18 protein-coding genes are annotated in these 23,002 nt (G+C 48.5%); all 18 read left to right on the top strand.

Features of this window, described 5'->3' with window-relative positions:
• The first annotated feature begins 11 nt into the window (after positions 1 to 11).
• The 18 genes from topA (at position 12) to nusA (ending at position 22,993) form a co-directional block, all read left to right on the top strand.
• Positions 12 to 2,081, top strand: coding sequence for a type I DNA topoisomerase (gene topA, locus G3255_RS10680; protein ID WP_211654449.1), 2,070 nt, complete (start codon positions 12 to 14; stop codon positions 2,079 to 2,081).
• Positions 2,082 to 2,101: 20 nt separating this feature from the next.
• Positions 2,102 to 3,412: an FADH(2)-oxidizing methylenetetrahydrofolate--tRNA-(uracil(54)-C(5))-methyltransferase TrmFO gene (trmFO, locus tag G3255_RS10675; protein WP_211654448.1), complete on the top strand. Its 1,311-nt coding sequence runs from the start codon at positions 2,102 to 2,104 to the stop codon at positions 3,410 to 3,412.
• 69 nt (positions 3,413 to 3,481) lie between these two features.
• Positions 3,482 to 4,375, top strand: coding sequence for a tyrosine recombinase XerC (xerC, locus tag G3255_RS10670; protein ID WP_211654447.1), 894 nt, complete (start codon positions 3,482 to 3,484; stop codon positions 4,373 to 4,375).
• A 16-nt stretch (positions 4,376 to 4,391) separates the two neighbouring features.
• Positions 4,392 to 4,940, top strand: coding sequence for an ATP-dependent protease subunit HslV (gene hslV / locus G3255_RS10665; RefSeq protein WP_211654446.1), 549 nt, complete (start codon positions 4,392 to 4,394; stop codon positions 4,938 to 4,940).
• Positions 4,937 to 6,334, top strand: coding sequence for an ATP-dependent protease ATPase subunit HslU (gene hslU, locus G3255_RS10660; protein ID WP_211654445.1), 1,398 nt, complete (start codon positions 4,937 to 4,939; stop codon positions 6,332 to 6,334). The genes hslV and hslU overlap by 4 nt, the downstream gene beginning before the upstream one ends.
• 95 nt (positions 6,335 to 6,429) lie before the next feature.
• Positions 6,430 to 7,209, top strand: coding sequence for a GTP-sensing pleiotropic transcriptional regulator CodY (gene codY / locus G3255_RS10655; protein WP_058380457.1), 780 nt, complete (start codon positions 6,430 to 6,432; stop codon positions 7,207 to 7,209).
• Positions 7,210 to 7,798: 589 nt separating this feature from the next.
• On the top strand, positions 7,799 to 8,515 hold the full coding sequence (rpsB, locus tag G3255_RS10650; protein WP_058380458.1) for a 30S ribosomal protein S2: 717 nt from the start codon (positions 7,799 to 7,801) through the stop codon (positions 8,513 to 8,515).
• Between the two features lie 88 nt (positions 8,516 to 8,603).
• Positions 8,604 to 9,488, top strand: a complete 885-nt coding sequence (gene tsf, locus G3255_RS10645) for a translation elongation factor Ts (protein ID WP_211654444.1) — start codon at positions 8,604 to 8,606, stop codon at positions 9,486 to 9,488.
• A 79-nt stretch (positions 9,489 to 9,567) separates the two neighbouring features.
• A complete protein-coding gene (gene pyrH / locus G3255_RS10640) occupies positions 9,568 to 10,293 on the top strand; it encodes a UMP kinase (protein WP_101190520.1) in 726 nt (241 codons plus the stop codon).
• A complete protein-coding gene (frr, locus tag G3255_RS10635; protein ID WP_211654443.1) occupies positions 10,293 to 10,850 on the top strand; it encodes a ribosome recycling factor in 558 nt (185 codons plus the stop codon). The genes pyrH and frr overlap by 1 nt, the downstream gene beginning before the upstream one ends.
• 152 nt (positions 10,851 to 11,002) lie before the next feature.
• A complete protein-coding gene (uppS, locus tag G3255_RS10630; protein ID WP_211654442.1) occupies positions 11,003 to 11,797 on the top strand; it encodes an undecaprenyl pyrophosphate synthase in 795 nt (264 codons plus the stop codon).
• Positions 11,794 to 12,591 (top strand): phosphatidate cytidylyltransferase, encoded by a 798-nt coding sequence (locus G3255_RS10625; protein WP_211654441.1) that lies wholly within the window; start codon positions 11,794 to 11,796, stop codon positions 12,589 to 12,591. Before uppS ends, G3255_RS10625 begins: the two co-directional genes overlap by 4 nt.
• An 18-nt stretch (positions 12,592 to 12,609) precedes the next feature.
• Entirely contained in the window at positions 12,610 to 13,752 is a 1,143-nt protein-coding gene (gene dxr / locus G3255_RS10620) for a 1-deoxy-D-xylulose-5-phosphate reductoisomerase (RefSeq protein ID WP_211654440.1), read from the top strand.
• A 44-nt stretch (positions 13,753 to 13,796) separates the two neighbouring features.
• Positions 13,797 to 15,056: an RIP metalloprotease RseP gene (rseP, locus tag G3255_RS10615; protein WP_211654439.1), complete on the top strand. Its 1,260-nt coding sequence runs from the start codon at positions 13,797 to 13,799 to the stop codon at positions 15,054 to 15,056.
• 86 nt (positions 15,057 to 15,142) lie between these two features.
• Entirely contained in the window at positions 15,143 to 16,846 is a 1,704-nt protein-coding gene (locus G3255_RS10610; protein ID WP_211654438.1) for a proline--tRNA ligase, read from the top strand.
• A gap of 80 nt (positions 16,847 to 16,926) precedes the next feature.
• Positions 16,927 to 21,234, top strand: a complete 4,308-nt coding sequence (locus G3255_RS10605; RefSeq protein ID WP_211654437.1) for a PolC-type DNA polymerase III — start codon at positions 16,927 to 16,929, stop codon at positions 21,232 to 21,234.
• 126 nt (positions 21,235 to 21,360) lie between these two features.
• A complete protein-coding gene (rimP, locus tag G3255_RS10600) occupies positions 21,361 to 21,840 on the top strand; it encodes a ribosome maturation factor RimP (protein ID WP_211654436.1) in 480 nt (159 codons plus the stop codon).
• Positions 21,841 to 21,865: 25 nt separating this feature from the next.
• A complete protein-coding gene (nusA, locus tag G3255_RS10595; protein WP_211654435.1) occupies positions 21,866 to 22,993 on the top strand; it encodes a transcription termination factor NusA in 1,128 nt (375 codons plus the stop codon).
• The last annotated feature ends 9 nt before the right edge of the window (positions 22,994 to 23,002 follow it).

Below are 23,002 nucleotides of genomic sequence, written 5' to 3'. Positions count from 1 at the left end.
GAGGAGTATGAATGGCAGATTATTTGGTGATTGTCGAATCGCCTGCAAAAGCGAAGACAATTGAACGGTATTTGGGAAAAAAGTATAAAGTGAAAGCCTCACTCGGCCATTTGCGCGATTTGCCGCGCAGCCAGATGGGGGTAGATGTTGAAAATAATTACGAACCCCGCTATATTACGATTCGCGGAAAAGGCCCGATCTTACAGGATCTAAAAAAAGAAGCGAAAAAAGCGAAAAAAGTCTTTCTCGCGGCTGACCCCGACAGAGAAGGTGAAGCGATCGCCTGGCATTTGGCGAACGCGCTCGGAGTGGACGTCGATTCGGATTGCCGCGTCGTATTCAACGAAATTACGAAAGACGCAGTAAAAGATGCGTTTAAGCAACCGCGCAAATTGGATATGGATTTAGTCGATGCCCAACAAGCGCGACGCATCCTTGACCGCCTCGTCGGCTATAGCATTAGCCCGATTCTATGGAAAAAAGTGAAAAAAGGCTTGTCGGCTGGCCGTGTGCAATCGGTTGCGTTGGGCCTGATCATCGACCGCGAGAACGAAATCAAGAATTTCGAACCGGAAGAGTATTGGTCGATTACCGGTGAGTTCGAAAAAGCGAAAAAAACTTTCGAGGCACAGTTTTACGGAACTCCCGAAAAGAAACTGAAGCTCTCGAATGAAGAAGAGGTCAAAGCCGTGCTGGCTACGATGAAAGGCAAGGATTTCTTAGTGAAGAGCGTTGTCAAAAAAGAACGCAAACGAAATCCTTCCCCATCTTTCACCACATCCTCTCTCCAGCAGGAAGCAGCGCGCAAGTTGAACTTCCGTGCCAAGAAAACGATGATGCTCGCCCAGCAGCTCTATGAAGGGATCTCGGTCGGAAAAGAAGGCGTAACCGGTTTGATCACGTATATGCGTACGGATTCCACCAGGATCTCCGAATCGGCCAAGCAAGATACGATCGGGTTTATCCTCGACAAATACGGAGAGGAATATTTGACGCAGAAGCCTGCAGCAAAACAATCTCAAAAATCGCAAGATGCCCATGAAGCTGTCCGACCGACTAGCGTCCACCGTACGCCGGAATCGTTGAAGAGCATTTTATCCCGCGACCTTTACCGCTTGTACAAGCTGATCTGGGACCGTTTTGTGGCGAGCCAGATGTCACCGGCTGTCCTTGATACGGTAATGGCAGAGCTGCAAAACGGCGAAGCGATTTTCCGTGCCAATGGTTCTCAAGTGAAGTTTCCTGGTTTCATGAAGCTTTATATTGAAGGGACCGATGATAAAAAAGAAGAAAAAGACAACATCCTCCCGGAAATGAAGGAAGGCGACAAAGTCAAAGCGACTGAAATCACGCCGAACCAGCATTTCACCCAGCCGCCTCCGCGCTATACGGAAGCGCGATTGGTACGCACTTTGGAAGAACTTGGGATAGGCCGACCGTCAACCTATGCGCCGACTTTGGATACCATCCAAAAACGCGGCTATGTGGCACTCGATGCGAAGCGTTTCATCCCGACCGAACTTGGAGAAATCGTCCATCAATTGGTGCGTGATTTCTTCCCGGATATTTTGAATATCGAGTTTACCGCGAAAATGGAAAACGATTTGGACAGCATCGAAGAAAGTGAAGTCGACTGGCGCGCGATCATCGATGTCTTTTACAAAGAGTTCGCCAAAGATCTCGAAGTGGCGGAAAATGAAATGGAGAAAGTCCAGATCAAAGACGAGCCCGCTGGAGAAGATTGCGAGGAGTGCGGTTCGCCGATGGTGTTCAAGCTTGGGCGCTACGGCAAGTTCATGGCCTGCAGCAATTTCCCGGAATGCCGCAACACGAAAGCGATCGTCAAACATATCGGCGTCAAGTGCCCGACTTGTAAAGAAGGCGAGATCGTCGAACGGAAAAGCAAGAAGCGCCGCGTATTCTACGGCTGCGAACGCTATCCGGAATGTGAATTCGTGTCTTGGGACAAGCCGATCGAACGCCCTTGCCCGAAATGCAGCAGCTTGATGGTGGAAAAGAAAGTGAAAAAAGGCGTGCAGATCAATTGCACAGCATGCGACTATAAAGAAGAAGTTCAATAATTATATAGAGGTGTTTTATCATGACGAAAATTGTAAATGTAATCGGTGCCGGACTTGCAGGAAGCGAAGCGGCATGGCAAATCGCCAAACGCGGCGTCAATGTCAGGCTTTATGAAATGCGCCCGGTCAAACAAACGCCGGCACACCATACGGATAAATTTGCGGAATTGGTCTGCAGCAACTCGCTGCGCGCCAATTCATTGACCAATGCGGTCGGCGTCATCAAAGAAGAAATGCGCAAGTTGGATTCAGTCATCATTGATGCAGCCGATAAAGCATCAGTGCCTGCTGGCGGCGCGCTTGCAGTCGACCGTCACGAGTTTGCAGGAATGGTCACGGAAAATGTCCGCAATCACCCACTCGTCGAAGTGATCAATGAAGAAGTGACAGAAATCCCGGAAGGCATCACCATCATCGCAACTGGCCCATTGACTTCGCCCGCGCTTGCCGAAAAAGTCCGCAAGCTGACTGGCGAAGAATATCTCTATTTCTACGACGCGGCAGCACCGATCGTCGAAAAAGACAGCATCGATATGGACAAAGTCTATTTGAAATCGCGCTACGATAAAGGCGAAGCCGCTTATCTGAATTGCCCGATGACCGAAGAAGAGTTCCGCCGCTTCCATACGGCTTTGGTCGAAGCGGAAGTCGTACCGCTTAAGGAATTCGAAAAAGAAATCTATTTCGAAGGCTGTATGCCGGTCGAAGTGATGGCTGCCAGAGGCGATAAGACCTTAACCTTTGGGCCGATGAAACCTGTCGGGCTCGAAGATCCGAAAACTGGCAAGCGGCCTTACGCAGTCGTGCAATTGCGCCAGGACGATGCAGCCGGCACGCTGTACAATATCGTCGGATTCCAGACCCATTTGAAATGGGGAGCGCAAAAAGAAATCCTGCGCATGATTCCGGGGCTAGAGAATGTCGAGATCGTCCGCTACGGCGTCATGCACCGCAATACATTCATTAACTCACCGAATGTCTTGAAGCCGACCTATCAGTTGAAAGCCGATCCGAATATCTTCTTCGCCGGCCAAATGACAGGCGTCGAAGGCTATGTGGAATCTGCGGGAAGCGGATTGCTCGCAGGCATCAACGCGGCGAAACTGGCACTTGGCGAAGAGCCGGTCGTATTGCCTGCAGAAACTGCACTTGGCAGCATGGCGCGTTATATTACTGAAGCGGATTCGAAGAACTTCCAGCCGATGAACATCAATTTCGGATTGTTCCCGGATCTTGGGGAACGCATCAAGTCCAAGCAGGAACGCGCTGAACGCCACGCCAACCGCGCTTTGGAATCAATTCAAAATTATATGAATTCAGTGACGATTTAATTGAAAAAAGCCTCTAAGTATTGGTATACTTTAGAGGCTTTTTTAATTGCCTGAAAGGCGGCGTGCCAGATGACGAAAGAACAGATGCTCGAATCGTTCATGAGCTATATCCAATTGGAAAAGAATTACTCTGCCCACACTGTCCACCAGTACCTACAGGATCTGGAGGGTTTTTTTCTGTTTTTGGAACAAGAAGGCGTGAGCGATCTGCACGAAGTCGAATACCTTCATGCGCGAAATTATGTAACGAAACTATATGAAGCCGAATTATCCAGAACGTCAATCTCTCGGAAAATCTCTGCTATCCGCTCGTTTTTCCGCTATGGCAACCGCGAATTCGGGCTCAGTGAAGCAGCATTTCGTTCGCTGTTCCATCCGAAGAAAGAAGAGCGGCTGCCGCAATTTTTCTACGAAGAAGAGCTTGAGCAGCTGTTCGCGTCACTCACGGGGGAAGATGCGCTGTCGCTTAGGAACCGTGCTTTGCTGGAGCTGCTTTATGCAACCGGCATGCGCGTCAGTGAATGCGTATCGATCAAGATGAAAGATTTGGACCGCCATATGCATATTGTCAAAGTGCTCGGCAAGGGCAGAAAAGAGCGTTACATCCCTTACGGCCAGTTTGCCCACGACGCATTGGAACTTTATATCGACTCGGCCCGTCCAAGGTTGATGAAGTCGAAAGAGCACGACATGCTATTCGTCAATAGCCGGGGGGATGGGGTGACGGACCGCGGGATCCGCCATATTTTGAACGAATGCATGAAAAAGGCATCGCTCAATTCATCGATCTACCCCCATATGATCCGCCATACATTCGCTACCCATCTTTTGAACAACGGGGCGGATATGCGCACGGTCCAGGAATTATTGGGCCATGCGCATCTCAGTTCCACGCAAGTCTATACGCACGTGACAAAAGACCATTTGCGCAATACGTATTTAAAAGCCCATCCAAGGGCATAAGGAGGAGAACCTTAACATGCAGGAATTTCATGCAACCACGATCTTTGCCGTAAAGCATAAAGGCAAATCGGCTATGGCAGGCGATGGGCAAGTGACATTCGGCAATGCCGTCGTCATGAAACATACCGCGAAAAAAGTCCGCAGGCTCTATAACAACGAAGTGCTGACTGGATTTGCCGGTTCTGTGGCAGATGCCTTTACGCTGTTTGAAATGTTTGAAGGCAAGCTTACTGAATACAACGGCAATCTTCAGCGCGCTGCCGTCGAACTTGCGAAGCAATGGCGCGGCGATAAAATGCTGCGGCAGCTGGAAGCGATGCTCATTGTCATGAACAAAGATGAACTATTGCTTGTCTCAGGCACTGGTGAAGTCATCGAACCTGATGACGGGATCTTGGCAATCGGCTCAGGCGGCAATTATGCGCTTGCGGCTGGCCGGGCATTGAAAAAATATGCAGGCGACCAGCTGACGGCAGGCGAAATTGCCCAATCCGCGCTTGAAACGGCTGCAGATATTTGCGTCTATACCAACCACCAAATCATCATGGAGGAGTTGTCAGAATGAAAACACAAACCGATTTAACTCCCCGGCAGATTACCGATCACTTGGACCGCTTCATCGTCGGGCAAAAAGACGCCAAGCGCTCAATCGCGATTGCGCTGCGCAACCGCTACCGCCGCAGCCGTCTCGATGAAGAAATGCAAGATGAAGTTATCCCGAAGAATATTTTAATGATCGGTCCGACAGGCGTCGGGAAAACGGAAATCGCGCGCCGCATCGCAAAACTGACTGGCGCGCCGTTCATCAAAGTCGAAGCGACGAAGTTTACGGAAGTCGGATATGTCGGTCGCGATGTGGAGTCGATGGTTCGTGATTTAGTGGAAGCATCGGTGCGCATCGTCAAAGAAGAAAAATACGAAGCTGTGAAAGAGCGTGCAGAATCCTCTGCCAATGACCGACTCGTGAAATTGCTGGCGCCGTCAATGAAGAAAAAACAGACGGCGCAAAACCCGCTTGAAATGTTCTTTGGCCAAAAACAAGAACAGGAAGAGGAAGATCCGGAAGCTGAAGTGGAAGTGCGCGTCAAGCGCCGCGAAATTGCCGCTGACCTGAAAGCCGGCAAGTTGGAAGACGAGTGGGTGACAGTGGAAGTGACGGAAAACACGGCTTCCATGTTTGACGCTTTCCAAGGCTCGGGAATGGAGCAGATGGGCGAAAATATGCAGGATGCCTTATCTTCCTTGATGCCAAAGAAAAAGAAAAAGCGCCGCATGCAAGTGAAAGACGCCCGGCGCGTACTGACGGCCGAGGAATCGGAAAAACTGGTCGACAGTGAGGAAATCTCGTCTGAGGCGATTCGCCGCGCTGAGCAGCATGGCATCATCTTCATCGACGAAATGGACAAAATCGCCAGCAAAAGTTCCAGTTCTTCTGCAGATGTTTCAAGAGAAGGGGTACAGCGCGACATCCTGCCGATCGTCGAAGGCTCGACTGTATCGACAAAATATGGCGCGGTGAAAACCGATTATGTACTGTTTGTCGCAGCCGGTGCTTTCCATATGTCAAAGCCTTCCGACTTGATCCCGGAATTGCAGGGCCGTTTCCCGATCCGCGTCGAATTGACCAAGCTGGAAGTCGATGATTTCGTGAAAATTTTGACGGAACCAAAACATTCCTTGCTCAATCAGTATAAAGCCCTTCTCGAAACCGAGGGAGTTATGGTACACTTTACTGATGCGTCAATCGTCAGACTTGCGGAAATTGCTTATGAAGTAAATCAACAGACGGATAATATCGGCGCTCGCCGACTTCATACAATATTGGAACGCTTATTGGAAGACCTGTCATTTGAGGCATCTGAGATTTCACCTGCTCAAATCGATATCACTCCTCAATACGTTAATGAAAAACTTGAAAATGTGGCGAAAAACAAAGATTTGTCACAATTTATCTTGTAGAACAAGGCGTATTGGTTTCATTAAAGTGTAAAAACCTTTAGAATATTGAATAAACGGTGCGAAATACGTACGAATCATGTAGGAGGTTCATAATTATGAATTTATTGGGAAAAACAAGACGCATTAACTCTATGTTGCAAGCAGCAGCCGGCAAGCCGGTAAACTTTAAGGACATGGCTGAAACATTGAGCGAAGTCATCGAGGCAAATGTCTTCGTCGTCAGCCGCAAAGGGAAGGTTCTTGGCTACGCTGTCAACCAGCAGATCGAAAACGACCGTATGAAGAACATGTTGGAAGAACGCCAATTCCCGGTCGAATACACACAAAACCTTTCGAACGTTACAGAAACATCCGCTAACATGGATGTGAACAGTGAGCACACAATCTTCCCTGTCGAAGAGCGCGAACTATTCAAAAACGGCTTGACCACAATCGTTCCAATCATCGGCGGCGGTGAGCGCCTTGGCACATTGTTGCTTGGCCGTGTTAACGACCAGTTCGGCGACGACGATTTGATCCTTGGTGAATACGGCGCAACAGTTGTCGGCATGGAGATCCTCCGTGAAAAAGGTGACCGCATCGAAGAAGAAGCCCGCAGCAAAGCTGTTGTCCAAATGGCGATCAGCTCGCTTTCATACAGCGAACTTGAAGCAATCGAGCATATCTTTGAAGAACTCGATGGCAACGAAGGATTGCTTGTGGCATCTAAAATTGCTGACCGCGTCGGCATCACGCGTTCGGTTATCGTCAACGCACTCCGCAAACTTGAGAGTGCTGGCGTTATCGAATCACGTTCACTCGGCATGAAAGGAACGTATATCAAAGTATTGAATACGAAATTCCTTGCAGAGCTCGAGCAATTAAAAATGAATTAATTTCACACGCCGCCCCGGACTATCCAATAGTTCCGGGGCGGTTTTTGCGTTTTGTACTACCTCGGAATGATAAAGAAGTTACAGCTTTTCATTACAAATTTTCTGTTTCATCTCCTGTTTATAATCAAGCGAATTTAAAAGGGTGTTGAAGAAATAATTCTCCGGCGCTAGTGTAGCGGAAGCCGGCGACTAATGAATATGCGAAGCCTTGCTGAGTATGTTCATTTGCGACGCATCTGCTAGCAGATGTGGGAGCAGCGGCTTTCTATGCGGGGCTTACTCGACGAATCGTGCCCAGGCAGCTGGCAACGCGATCTCCTGTCGCGCCAGCTGCATGACCCACATCCTGTGGGCCCGAAAGCGTCCGGCTGGAGCGGAACGAAAAAATAGCCGAGGTTTCTCAAAAGCCCCTATACCTTTTCCAAGCTTTTATAAATATCAGTTGCAGGCACCAGCAACTGCGTGGTATAATTTCAAATGGTGTTAAATACACACGCATTCCGATCTGTTCCGCAGGTGCCTGTATGGGTAACGGTTCAGAAGCGAAGAGTGCGGAGGCAAACAAAAACCTATTAGGAGGAAACACATCATGGCAGTAATTTCAATGAAACAATTGCTTGAAGCTGGTGTTCACTTTGGCCACCAGACGCGCCGCTGGAACCCGAAAATGAAAAAATACATCTTCGTGGAACGTAACGGCATCTACATCATCGACCTTCAAAAGACGGTCCGCAAACTTGAGGAAGCTTATAACTTCATGAAGCAAGTGGGCGAAGAAGGCGGTAAAGTCTTGTTCGTAGGAACAAAAAAACAAGCTCAGGACGCTATCAAAGAAGAAGCAGAACGTTCTGGCAACTACTACATCAACCAACGCTGGTTGGGTGGTACTTTGACTAACTTCGGCACGATCCAAAAACGTGTTAACCGCATGAAACAGATCGAGCGCATGGAAGAAGACGGCACTTTCGATGTCCTTCCGAAAAAAGAAGTAGTCCAATTGAAAAAACAACACGAACGCTTGGAGAAATTCCTAGGCGGTATCCGTGACATGAACGGTCTTCCAGACGTAATGTTCGTCGTAGACCCACGTAAAGAACGCATCGCAGTAGCAGAAGCTATGAAATTGAACATTCCAATCGTAGGTATCGTTGATACAAACTGCGACCCGGACGAAATCGATTACGTAATCCCTGCAAACGATGATGCTATCCGTGCGGTCAAACTATTGACTGGCAAAATGGCTGACGCTCTTCTTGAGTCTAAGCCAGAAGAAGACGAAGAAGCATCAGCGGAAACTGCTGAGTAATTCGCAATGTTTACAGGTGATAAGCGGCCAACCCCACTTATCACCTTTTTTTGAGAAAACACAGACAAGTTGAAGGAGGAATTTAATCATGGCAGTTACAGCTCAAATGGTTAAAGAATTGCGCGAAAAAACAGGCGCAGGTATGATGGATTGCAAAAAAGCATTGGTACAAACTGACGGTGACATTGAAGCAGCTCAAGATTTCCTTCGCGAAAAAGGATTGTCAAGCGCTTCTAAAAAAGCAGATCGCATCGCAGCTGAAGGGATCACGTCAATCCTTGAAGAAGGAAACGAAGCAGTCATCTATGAAGTCAACGCAGAAACTGATTTCGTAGCGAAAAACGAAGGCTTCCAGACTTTGGTCAAAGAAATCGGCGAGCATTTGCTTGCAACTAAACCGGCAACAATCGATGAAGCGAACGCTTCGACAATGTCTAACGGCTTGTCAGTAGCAGACCACATCTCGAACGCTATCGCTAAAATTGGCGAAAAAATTACATTGCGCCGCTTTGAAGTCCGCACAAAATCGGACAACGACGCTTTTGGCCCTTACTTGCACATGGGCGGCCGTATCGGCGTTCTAGTTGTATTGGAAGGTTCATCCGATTCACAAGCTGCACGCGATATCGCAATGCACATCGCTGCACTTAACCCGAAATACATTTCACGTGACGAAGTCTCTGCTGATGAAGTAGAACGCGAGCGCAGTGTATTGACTGAACAAGCATTGAACGAAGGCAAGCCAGAAAAAATCGTTGAAAAAATGGTTGAAGGCCGCCTTGGAAAATACTTCGAAGACATCTGCTTGCTTGACCAAGCATTCGTCAAAAACTCTGACCAGAAAGTCCGCGATTTCGCAGCATCTGTTGGCGGCACGGTAAAAGAGTTCATCCGTTACGAAGTGGGCGAAGGCATCGAAAAACGCGAAGACAACTTCGCTGACGAAGTTATGAGCCAAGTTAACAAAAAATAATCCAACTTTTATAAGAGTTATCCGGGGAGCACAATGTTGTGTTCCCTGTTTTTCAATAAACGTGTAACGGAGGGTACCGATGAGTGTTCCAAAATACAAACGCATTGTACTGAAATTAAGTGGAGAAGCGATGGCAGGCGGACAAGGTTTCGGTCTTTCCCCTGAAATCATTAAATCTGTCGCAGCGCAAGTGAAAGAAATCGTAGACCTCGGTGTTGAAGTAGCAGTAGTGGTCGGCGGAGGAAATATCTGGCGCGGCAAAGTAGGTTCGGAAATGGGCATGGACCGTGCGACTGCAGACTATATGGGGATGCTGGCAACCGTCATGAACTCACTAGCCTTGCAGGATTCGCTCGAGAAGCAAGACGTAGAAACGCGCGTATTGTCTTCGATTGAAATGCGCCAAGTCGCTGAACCGTATATCCGCAGAAGAGCGATTCGCCACCTCGAGAAAAAGCGTGTGGTCATTTTCTCGGCCGGAACTGGAAATCCTTACTTCTCAACAGATACGACAGCTGCCTTGCGTGCGGCAGAAATCGAGGCTGATGTCATCTTGATGGCGAAAAACAACGTGGATGGCGTGTATTCTGCTGATCCAAAAACCGATGTTGAAGCAGTCAAGTACGATGAACTATCGTATTTCGATGTGATTCAGCAAGGTCTTCAAGTGATGGACTCGACAGCTTCCACATTATGTATGGACAATGATATTCCACTCGTAGTATTCTCTATAATGGAAAAAGGAAACATAAAACGAGCTGTTCTGGGTGAAAAGATCGGGACAGTAGTGAGGAGATCATTATAATGCCGAAAACAATCATGAACGATACGAAAACGAAAATGAGCAATGCCATTCAAGCTTTTTCGCGTGATTTGGCTTCTATCCGCGCGGGGCGTGCGACGCCTTCATTGCTCGATAAGATCACGGTCGAATATTACGGGGCTCCTACACCGATCAACCAAGTTGCGGGTATTTCCGTACCGGAAGCTCGCTTGATCATGATCCAGCCTTACGACAAAACCGTATTGCCTGAAATCGAAAAAGCCATCATGAAATCAGATCTTGGACTCAGCCCTTCAAACGACGGCAACGTCATTCGTCTTGCGGTTCCGGCCCTTACTGAAGAGCGCCGCAAAGATTTGGTCAAACAAGTGAAAAAAGAGGCGGAAGAGGCAAAAGTCGTTATCCGCAATATTCGCCGCGATGCCAATGACGATTTGAAAAAGTTGGAGAAAAAGAGCGAAATTACAGCCGACGATTTGCGCGGCTACTCGGATGATGTGCAAGATATGACGAACACGCATATCGCCAAGATCGACGACATGGCCAAAGACAAAGAAACTGAAATCATGGCAGTTTAAGCGAACTTCATCTGTTTCCGGGCGTCCTGTATAACAGGACGCTTTTTTCATGCCAAAATTTCGGAAGTGCCTTGAAAGTTCACGCACAACGTACATTTTTTTGATATGATAAGCAATAGACATTCCGATTGGTTACAAGTGGAGGATTAATTATGTTCAATAAACTATTAAAGAGAAATATAGAGCCGGTAGTGGTGGAATATGGCGAACGTGCTATGGCTGTAGCTGGTGCAGGCGTACCGTCGCATGTAGCGATCATCATGGATGGCAACGGGCGCTGGGCGAAAAAGCGGTCCATGCCGAGAGTCGCAGGCCATCACGAAGGAATGAAAACAGTCCGCAAAATCACGAAGCTCTCGAGCCATCTTGGCGTCGATGTATTGACTTTATATGCCTTTTCGACGGAAAACTGGAAGCGCCCGAAAATGGAAGTGGACTTTCTGATGCGTTTGCCGGAAGAGTTTCTGTCCAGTTTCTTGCCGGAGCTGATTGAAGAGAACGTTCGCGTGGAAATGATGGGCTATGTGGATGATTTGCCTGCCCATACGATCCAAGCGATCCAAAAAGCGAAAGAAGCAACCAAGCATAACGATGGTTTGGTGTTGAATTTTGCATTGAATTACGGGAGTCGCGCCGAAATTGTCGACGCTGTCAAAAACATAGCAGCACTCGTACAGGCGGGTGAACTGGACCCGTCCGAAATTTCAGAAGAAATGATCACGAGCCGCCTCATGACGAGCGGTTTACCGGAACCTGATCTATTGATCCGAACGAGCGGGGAGGTTCGTTTGAGCAACTTCATGCTATGGCAATTGGCTTATACGGAGTTTTGGTTTACTGACACGCTGTGGCCGGATTTCGGTGAAGACTGCTTGCTTGAAGCATTTGAGGTTTATCAGAAACGAAATCGGCGTTTTGGTGGCTTGAAGGGGGAAGAAGCAAATTGAAGCAACGTATTATTACGGGAGCCGTAGCAGCTGCTCTATTTATTCCATTTGTTATTATCGGCGGGATTCCGTTTATTCTTTTGGTATACGTCCTTGCAACAATTGGTTTTCAAGAATTACTTAAAATGAAAGGCCGGAGTCTCATGAGTGTGCCCGGCCTTATTTCTCTTGTGGCTTTGTACGCATTTATGCTGCCTGGTGATTGGTCGCAGCAGGTGTACGAATGGACCGGCTATTTGAAAGTCGAATTTGTTTTCATGGCGGTCATTTTATTGCTAATACATACGGTCATCGTCAAAAACAGCTTTACTTTTGACGATGCCGCGTTCGCTATCCTTGGTACGCTTTATGTGGGCTTAGGGTTTTACTACTTAATCGAAACACGGGAATCAGAAGCAGGCCTCACTGTGTTAATCTTTGCGCTTCTTGTCGTCTGGTTTACCGATTCCGGCGCTTATTTTACGGGACGTAAAATCGGCAAACGGAAATTATGGCCTGAGATTTCGCCGAATAAGACCATTGAAGGGTTTGTCGGCGGCATTATTTGGGCAATCGGCATCGCCTTGATTTTCGCGTATTTTGCCGGCATGGAACAACCACTGCTATTGGTCATCATTGTGGCGATCGTCGCTTCGATTTTCGGTCAAATGGGCGATTTGGTGGAATCGGCCTTAAAACGCCATTTCAATGTAAAGGATTCCGGAAAAATGCTGCCGGGGCATGGGGGCATTTTAGACCGGTTCGACAGTATTCTTTTTGTTATGCCACTATTGCATTTCCTGCATTTTATTTAAGAGAGGGTTGTTTAATAGATGAAAAAAATCATATTGCTTGGCGCGACCGGCTCGATCGGCATCCAGACAGCGGATATCATTCGGGAACATCCCGAAGAATTTTCGCTGGTCGGATTATCTGCCGGTAAAAACATTGAAAAAACACGCGAGCTAATTCAAGAGTTCCAGCCAGAAATCGTCTGCGTCCAGCTTGCTGAGGACGCGCGACAATTACAACAGGAATTCAAGGGCATTCATTTTGCCCATGGCAGTAAAGGCTTGATTGATGCTTCGACATACGAGGCTGATGTCTTGGTCAATGCAGTAATCGGCAGTGTCGGGCTTGAGCCGACTTTGGAAGCAATTAAACTCGGCCGCACGATTGCCATCGCCAATAAAGAAACACTTGTGACAGCGGGGCATCTCGTCATGCAAAGCGCCAAAAAGTACGGAGCTGATATCTTGCCTGTGGATAGTGAACATTCAGCCTTGTTCCAAGCGCTCAACGGAGAAAAGCTTGAGCAGGCAAGCCGATTGATCCTGACGGCTTCAGGCGGCAGCTTCCGTGATAAAACGCGCGATGAACTTGCAAATGTCACAGTTGAAGATGCGCTCAATCACCCGAATTGGTCGATGGGATCCAAGATCACGATCGATTCCGCGACGATGTTGAATAAAGGCTTGGAAGTGATCGAAGCGCATGTGCTGTTCGATTTTGCCTATGATGATATTGATGTGCTGTTGCACCGGGAGAGCATCATCCACTCCATGGTTGAATTTCAAGATACGAGCGTCATGGCGCAGCTCGGGACGCCTGATATGAGAGTGCCGATCCAGTATGCACTGTCTTATCCAGACCGCCTGCCGCGACCAACTGCCAAACGGCTGGACTTGGCGGAAATCGCCCAGCTGAATTTCCGGGCAATGGATTACGAACGGTTCCGTGCATTGAAGCTGGCATTCGACGCTGGGCGGGAAGGCGGCACGATGACCACTGTTTTAAATGCCGCCAATGAGCAGGCGGTCGCAATGTTCTTGAACCGTCAAATCGGCTTTTTGCAAATCGAAGAATTCATCGAACAGGCAATGCTTGACCACCAAGCGATTGCATCGCCGGATCTCGAAACGATCCTTGAGGCAGATTCTGAAACGAGAAAAACTGTGGAAAACATGCTAAAATAGCGACAGATTAAAACCGAATAAGGTTTATTAAGGATGGGTTCAATATGGAGACAGTATTAGCGTTCATCATCATTTTCGGCGCGTTAGTGTTTTTCCACGAGCTGGGCCATTTCCTGTTCGCTAAGCGGGCCGGAATCCTCGTTCGTGAATTCGCTATCGGAATGGGCCCCAAGATTTTAGGCATTACACGAGGCGAGACGCTGTATACGATTAGATTGCTTCCGATTGGCGGATATGTCCGCATGGCGGGGGAAGAAATGGATGCCATCCATCTGCAGGCAGGCCATCGCATCGGATTGCTATTGGATGAAAAGGGGCAGGCAAAGAAAGTCATCCTTAACCAAAAGCATGTCTATCCTGATATCCTGTTTTTGGAAGTGGAGCAAGCAGACCTCGAAAAAGATCTTTACATCAAAGGCTATGACGAAGACGAGCAATTGGTGAATATCAAAGTCGCCCGAGATGCGGTAGTGGAAGAAAACGGGCGTGAAACGATCTTGGCGCCTTATGACCGCACATTCGACGCAAAAAATTTGCCGAACCGTTTCATGACGATTTTTGCTGGACCGTTCTTTAACTTTATCCTGGCATTTTTCATCTTCACGGCGATCGGCATGATGCAAGGTGTGCCAACTTTCGAGCCGGTCATTACCGAAGTGACAGAAGACAGCCCTGCCGAAGAGGCAGGGATGCAGGATGGCGATTTAGTGACGGAGATCGAAGGCCAATCTATCACTACATGGGACGAACTGGTGGAATCTGTCCAAGACAGTGCAGGAACAGCGCTTGATTTCCAAGTAGAGCGTGACGGCGAGCCTTTGAACTTCACGATTACGCCTGAACTGTCCGAGCAAGCAGCTGAAGAAGTAGGCGTCATCGGGGTCTTGTATCAAAGCCCGGTGGAAAAAGACTTTTTCGGTTCATTCGCTTATGGTGCTGAACAAACAGTCTTTTGGTTCAAAGAGATATTCCGCCTGCTTGGCATGCTTGTGACAGGCCAATTCACAATCGATGCCCTGTCCGGCCCTGTCGGTATTTACAAAACGACTGAAGAAGTCGCCCAGTACGGTATCTTTACACTCATGAGTTGGGCTGGCATGCTCAGCATCAACTTGGGGATCATGAACTTGTTGCCGCTGCCTGCGCTTGATGGCGGGCGCCTCATGTTCTTCGTTCTTGAAGCGCTGAGAGGCAAGCCAGTCGATAAGCAAAAAGAAGGAATGGTCCATTTTGTCGGGATCATGCTGTTGATGCTCTTGATGATTGTCGTTACATGGAATGACATTCAACGATTTTTCTTTTAAGGAACGAAAGGAAAGCGTCTATCGCTTTCCTTTCTCTGCTACATAGAGATTTACAAATACAATAACCAGTCGAGGTGTATTCGGAAATGAGACAAACGTTAAGCTTTATCCCGACTTTAAGGGAAACTCCAGCTGATGCGGAAGTAAAATCGCATCAATTATTGTTGCGGGCAGGGTTCATCCGCCAAAATACAAGCGGAATCTATTCATTCCTGCCGCTCGGTAAACGTGTTCTGCACAAAGTCGAGAAAATCATCCGTGAGGAAATGGAAGCAATCAATAGCGTCGAAGTCTTCATGCCTGCGCTTCAGCAAGCTGAACTTTGGCAAGAGACAGGACGTTGGTATTCTTACGGCGACGAATTAATGCGTTTGAAAGACCGCAACGACCGTGAGTTTGCATTAGGTGCAACCCATGAAGAAATCATCACAAGCCTATTGCGCGATGAAATCAAATCCTATAAGAAGTTGCCTTTGACTTTGTATCAAATCCAGTCAAAGTTCCGTGATGAAAAGCGCCCACGCTTTGGATTGTTGCGCGGACGCGAATTCCTCATGAAAGATGCGTATTCTTTCCATGCGACGCCGGAAAGCCTGGATAAAACCTACGACGATATGATGCAAGCCTATAGCAATATTTTCAGCCGCCTCGGATTGAATTTCCGTGCCGTCATCGCGGATTCAGGGGCAATCGGTGGCAAGGACAATCACGAATTCATGGTGCTGTCGGAAATTGGGGAAGACACGATTGCGTATTCGGACAGTTCGCCATACGCGGCGAATATTGAAATGGCCGCAGTAAATGTGGATTATCCTGAATCCGATGAACAAACGCACCCAATCGAGAAAGTTGCGACACCTGACCAGAAGACCATTGCACAAGTGGCGGATTTCCTCGACACGACGCCTGAAAACTGCATTAAAACGCTTGTGTTCAAAGCGGACGACGACCTCATCGTCGTGTTGTCACGTGGCGACCATGAAGTAAACGATGTGAAAGTCAAGCACATTTCAGGAGCTAAGCTGATCGACTTGGCATCACCTGAAGATATACGCGAGTTGCTGTCCTGTGATATCGGATCGATCGGTCCAGTGAACTTGCCTGAAAACGTCCGCGTATTTGCAGACAATGCCGTCAAATCGATTGTGAACAGCGTGACAGGCGCCAATGAAGACGGTGTCCATTTCAAAAATGTTACACCTGGCGAAGATTTCACGGTAGAAGCTTACGGAGATCTGCGTTTTGTAAAAGAAGGCGACCCATCGCCTGACGGAAACGGCACGATTCAATTCGCTAAAGGAATCGAAGTCGGCCACATCTTCAAGCTCGGCACGACTTATAGCGAACCGATGAAAGCGACCTTCCTCAATGACCAAGGCAAAGCGATGCCTTACATCATGGGCTGCTACGGCATCGGCGTTTCACGCATTGTCGCGGCTGTCGCTGAACAATTCCAGGACGATTCCGGGTTCACTTGGCCGAATGCGGTCGCACCGTATGAAATCCACGTCGTGCCGGTCAACGTCAAAGACGACGTGCAACGCGAAACCGGGGAAGAAATTTATGAACAATTGAAAACACAAGGATTCGAAGTACTGCTCGATGACCGCAAAGAGCGCGCCGGCGTGAAATTCGCCGATGCCGATTTGATCGGCTTGCCACTCCGCATCACTGTCGGCAAACGTGCCGCTGAAGGAATTCTGGAAGTGAAAATCCGCGAAACCAACGAGACAGTCGAATGGCATAAAGATGAAGTGTCTGACAAGGTACGCGAATTCTTTAAGAAATGAATAATAATCTGATATGATAAAAGGAAAGTACAAACGTACTTTCCTTTCTTTTTCTGAAATAAATGGCGAAGGGGATAATCATGATAAATGAGCAAGACGCCAAAATGAGATTTAAATTGCTGCTGCAGCATCTGGAGTTAACCGATGATGTCCATATGCCATATTTTGAAGAGGCGGAACTCACACGCATGACCGTTCATAAGAAAGACCGGGCATGGCGTTTTATCGTCAAACTCAAGCAAGTGCTGCCGCTTGAATTATTTATTATTTTCCGCGAGCGGCTGCAAGCCAAGTTTTCAACGATTGCAAGCGTTCAAGTGCATATAGAAACACCCACGCAACAAGCTGACGGCGAGCAAGTTTCCGCCTACTGGCGGCATGTCGTCGACGAATTGGCGGATATGGCACCGCCTCTACGCGAGCGCCTGCTGTCGCAAGCGCCTGTATGGAATGGCAATAAATTGATCGTCGACTGCTGCCATGAACATGAAATGATGGCATTGAAATCCAAATACACCGAAAAACTAAGCCAGGTTTTTCAGCAATTCGGATTTCCAGCATTTTCGATCGACTTCCAGCTATCGGCAGAAGACCAACAGGAAGCGCGTGCTGCCTTTATGGAAGAGCGTAAAGCCGAAGAAGAAGCGATGGCCAAAAGAGCTGTCGCAGACATGAAGAAACGAGAAACCGAGCGCAAAGAGAATGGCGTGCCATCAGGGCCTTTCCAAATGGGCTCTGCCATCAAACCGGATGAGCCGATTGTCGAGATCCGTTCGATTGTCGACGAAGAACGCCGCGTCACCATCGAAGGCTTCGTTTTCGATGTCGAAGTCCGCGAACTGCGCAGCGGCCGTTCACTTTTGACCGTCAAGATGACCGATTACACGGATTCAATCCTCGTCAAAATGTTCTCGCGTGATAAAGAAGACGCGGAGCTCATGGCCCAAGCGAAAAAAGGCATGTGGCTGAGAGCGAGAGGCTCCATCCAAACCGATACATTCGTCAGGGATCTTGTCATGATGTCGAACGATATGGTCGAAATCAATCCATCCGTCCGTAAAGACACCGCCGAAGTCAAACGCGCGGAATTGCACTTGCATTCACCGATGAGCCAGATGGACGCTGTATCATCTATCGAATCATTGGTCGCCCAAGCGGCGAAATGGGGCCATCCGGCGATTGCAGTCACGGACCATGCAGGAGTCCAAGCATTTCCGGACGCTTATGCCGCGAGCCAAAAGCACGGCATCAAGGCGATATTCGGATTGGAAGCGAATTTGGTCGATGACGGCGTCCCGATTGCCTATGAAGAACGCCATGCTTTGCTCGAAGAAGAGACCTTTGTCGTCTTTGACTTGGAGACGACCGGATTATCCGCTGTCTATGACACGATCATCGAGTTGGCAGCGGTCAAGATCAAAGGCGGGAATATCATCGATAAATTCGAGCGTTTCGCCAATCCGCACCATCCTTTGTCGGCAACGACGATCGACTTGACCGGCATCACGGATGATATGGTCCGCAACGCACCGGAAGTCGAAGAAGTTATTCGCGAATACCACGAATGGGCAGGCGATCATATCATGGTTGCGCATAATGCTTCGTTCGATATGGGCTTCCTATATGTTGCCTATAAGAAATACGGCATCGATAAAACACATGCCACGATTGATACATTAGAACTTGCCCGCATGCTTCACCCGGAAATGAAAAACCACCGTTTGAACACGCTGGCGAAAAAGTTCAATATTGAACTGACACAGCATCACCGCGCCATCTACGATACAGAGGCGACCGCTTATTTGTTGACGCATCTATTGAAAGAAGCGGACGACAAAGGCATCCTCTACCACGATCAATTGAATGATTATGTCGGGACGGGCGATTCCTATAAGCGCTCACGGCCGACGCATTGCACTTTGCTGGCAAAAGACCAGGAAGGCTTGAAAAACCTGTTCAAGCTCGTTTCAGCTTCCCATATCAATTATTTCTACCGCGTCCCGCGCATACCTCGCTCATTGTTGCAGCGCCACCGGAAAGGCTTGCTTGTCGGTTCGGGCTGCGATAAAGGCGAAGTGTTCGAAGCGGTCATGCAGAAATCGATGGAAGAAGTGGAACGCACGGCGCAGTTCTATGATTATTTGGAAGTGCATCCGAAAGAAGTGTATCAGCCATTGATCGATCGCGAATTGATTCGCGACGAATGGAATCTAGAAGACATCATCCGCAAGCTGGCCAAAGTGAGCCGTAAGCTCGATAAGCCGCTAGTCGCGACAGGCAATGTCCATTATCTTGATGAAACGGACGCCATCTTCCGCCAAGTGCTCATTGGTTCACAAGGCGGCGCGAATCCGTTGAACCGTTCGACATTGCCGAAAGTGCATTTCCGGACGACAAATGAAATGCTCGACGCCTTCGATTTTCTCGGAGAAGAGACGGCGCGTGAAATTGTGGTCGACAATTCCTTGAAGATCGCTGATATGATTGATGTCGTCAAACCGATCAAAGACGAATTGTACACACCTAAAATTGAAGGGGCAGATGAAGAAGTCCGTGAGCTCAGCTACACGATGGCCCGCTCGATTTATGGAGATGACTTGCCGGAAATCGTCGAGGCGCGCATCGAGAAGGAATTGAAGTCGATCATCGGCCATGGTTTTGCAGTTATCTATTTGATTTCGCATAAACTGGTGAAAAAATCGCTTGATGACGGCTATCTCGTTGGTTCCAGGGGTTCTGTCGGATCGTCGCTTGTTGCGACGCTGACAGAAATCACGGAAGTCAACCCCTTGCCGCCTCATTATGTTTGCCGCAAATGCAAGAAAGCCGAGTTCTTCGATGATGGCTCTGTCGGTTCCGGTTTTGACTTGAAAGATAAGGATTGCCCGGATTGCGGGATTCCGTATAAGAAAGATGGACAGGATATCCCCTTTGAAACCTTCCTTGGGTTTAAAGGAGACAAAGTTCCCGATATCGATTTGAACTTCAGTGGCGAATATCAGCCGCAAGCACATAATTACACGAAAGTGCTGTTCGGTGAAGACAATGTCTTCCGGGCCGGTACGATCGGGACGGTAGCAGAAAAAACAGCCTACGGGTATGTGCGCGGCTATGCCAATGACCGCGATATGACGATGCGCGGCGCGGAGATCGACCGTTTGGTGCAAGGCTGTTCTGGCGTCAAGCGCAGCACAGGCCAGCACCCAGGCGGCATCATCGTTGTGCCCGATTATATGGACATCTACGATTTCTCGCCAATCCAATTTCCGGCGGATGCGCAAGATTCCGAATGGAAGACGACTCATTTCGACTTCCACTCGATCCACGATAATTTATTGAAGCTCGATATTCTCGGGCATGATGACCCGACAGTGATCCGTATGCTGCAGGATCTGTCCGGTATCGATCCGAAGACGATCCCAACAGATGACCCGGAAGTGATGAAGATTTTCGCAGGTCCCGAATCGCTCGGCGTCACGAAAGAGCAGATCGGCTGTAAAACCGGAACGCTCGGCATCCCGGAGTTCGGGACGCGCTTTGTTCGCCAAATGCTTGAAGATACGAAACCGACAACGTTCTCTGAACTCGTGCAAATTTCCGGATTGTCGCATGGCACGGATGTTTGGCTCGGCAATGCCCAAGAATTGATCCACAACGGCACTTGCCAACTGTCCGACGTCATCGGCTGCCGGGATGACATCATGGTCTACTTGATCTATCAAGGGCTTGAATCATCTTTGGCGTTTAAGATTATGGAATCGGTACGGAAAGGGAAAGGCTTGACGCCGGAGATGGAAGCGGCAATGAAAGAGAAAGCCGTCCCGAACTGGTATATCGAGTCATGCAAAAAGATCAAATACATGTTCCCGAAAGCGCACGCCGCCGCTTACGTTTTGATGGCGGTCCGCATCGCTTATTTCAAAGTTCATTTCCCGGTCCTTTACTACGCCGCGTACTTCACGGTGCGGGCAGAAGATTTCGATGTCAACGCCATGGCAAAAGGATCCCAGTCAATCCGTGCCAAAGTGGACGAAATCAACTCAAGAGGACTCGAAGCTTCGACGAAAGAAAAGAACTTACTGACGGTCATGGAACTGGCGCTTGAGATGGTCGAACGCGGCTATTCATTCCAGAAAGTCGATTTGTATAAATCGTCCGCGGATCAATTCCTGATTGAAGGCAATACATTGATCCCGCCGTTCAATGCCATTCCAGGGCTCGGCACGAATGCTGCGAAGTCAATCGTTGCTGCGAGAGCGGAAGGCGAATTCCTGTCGAAGGAAGATTTGCAGCAGCGCGGCCGCGTTTCAAAAACAATCATCGAGTACATGGATGATCATGGCTGCCTAGAAGGGATGCCTGATGCCAATCAGCTATCCTTGTTCTAGTCAGTTGCGCCGCACCGCCAAGCATGGTATTATTGTAATAACATTTACTGATAGCTCTGTCGCAGAAGAGTGGGTTCTCCCGCTCTTTTCTGTTTGTTATGGCATATTATTGGCAGGAGGCATTTTATGAGCAAAATTACAGAACAAATTGAAGCAATGGCACAACCAATCGTCGATGAGCTGGAACTTGAACTAGTCGATGTCGAGTTTGTGAAAGAAGGCAAGAACTGGTTCTTGCGCGTTTATGTGGACAATCCACAGGAGCCGATCGACATCGATCAATGCGCAATCGTCAGCGAACGCTTAAGTGAAGAGTTGGATGCGACCGACCCGATCGAGCAGAACTATTTCCTCGAAGTCTCTTCACCAGGAGCAGAGCGCCCATTGAAGAAGGAAAAGGATTTCGAAAAAGCTTTGGAAAACTTCATCTACATCAAAACGTACGAACCGATTGAAGATGCCAAAGAATTCGAAGGTTACTTGAAGTCGTATGATGAAGAACAAGTAGAGATTGAGGTCAAAATCAAAACTCGTAGAAAAACCATCAGCATCCCGAGAAATAAAATTGCCCTGATTCGTCTGGCGATCGATTTTTCTGCAAGCTGAATAGAAGAATTTAGGAGTGAAAAACATGAGCAGTGAGCTATTGGATGCTTTAGAAGTGTTAGAGAAACAAAAAGGTATATCACGTGACGTGCTGATCGAAGCGATCGAAGCAGCGCTTGTCACAGCCTATAAGCGCAATTTTAACCAAGCACAGAACGTCCGCGTCGATTTGAACCTTGATACCGGGACGATGCTTGTCTACTCCCGCAAAGATGTTGTCGAGGAAGTCGAGGATGACCGTCTGCAAATCTCATTAGAGGATGCGCATGCACTCAACCCGGTTTATGAAATCGGCGATATTGTGGAAGAGGAAGTCACACCGCGCAACTTCGGCCGCATCGCTGCCCAAACGGCGAAACAAGTCGTTACGCAGCGCGTGCGTGAAGCAGAGCGTGGCTTGATCTTTGAAGAGTATGTAGACCGCGCGGATGATATCGTCAACGGTATCGTGGAACGCATGGACGCCCGCAACCTGTATGTCGGTTTAGGCAAAGTCGAAGCGGTATTGCCGCAGACGGAACAAATGCCGAACGAAAGCTACCAGCCGCATGACCGCATCAAAGTCTATATCACTAAAGTCGAACGTACCACACGCGGCCCGCAAGTGTTCGTTTCACGTACACATCCAGGGCTGTTGCGCCGTTTGTTTGAGAACGAAGTGCCGGAAATTTATGACGGCATTGTCGAGATCAAATCGATTGCGCGTGAAGCGGGAGACCGTTCGAAAATCTCCGTCCACGCAAACGACGAAGAAGTGGATCCAGTCGGTTCATGCGTCGGATCACGAGGCGGCCGAGTGCAAACCATCGTCAACGAACTGGGCGGCGAGAAAATCGATATCGTGGAATGGTCAGAAGACCCGGTCGTATTCGTAGCGAACGCCCTTAGCCCATCCAAAGTTTTGGATGTGCAAGTGAGTGAAGACGATAAATCCACGACAGTTGTCGTACCGGATTACCAATTGTCTCTTGCAATCGGCAAGCGCGGGCAAAACGCTCGTTTGGCTGCGAAATTAACAGGCTGGAAAATCGATATCAAGAGTGAAACGGATGCCCGTGAACTAGGAATTTATCCGTCTGCAGAGTCAGCTTCTGCCGAAACAAGCGCAGATGAAGATGCGGATGGCTTTGATTTTTACGACGAAGAAGAATAAGCTGAGAAG

It is taken from the genome of Planococcus sp. MSAK28401 (assembly GCF_018283455.1).
Classification (GTDB): Bacteria; Bacillota; Bacilli; order Bacillales_A; family Planococcaceae; genus Planococcus; species Planococcus alpniumensis.
This window is presented reverse-complemented; position numbering and strand designations above follow the sequence as displayed.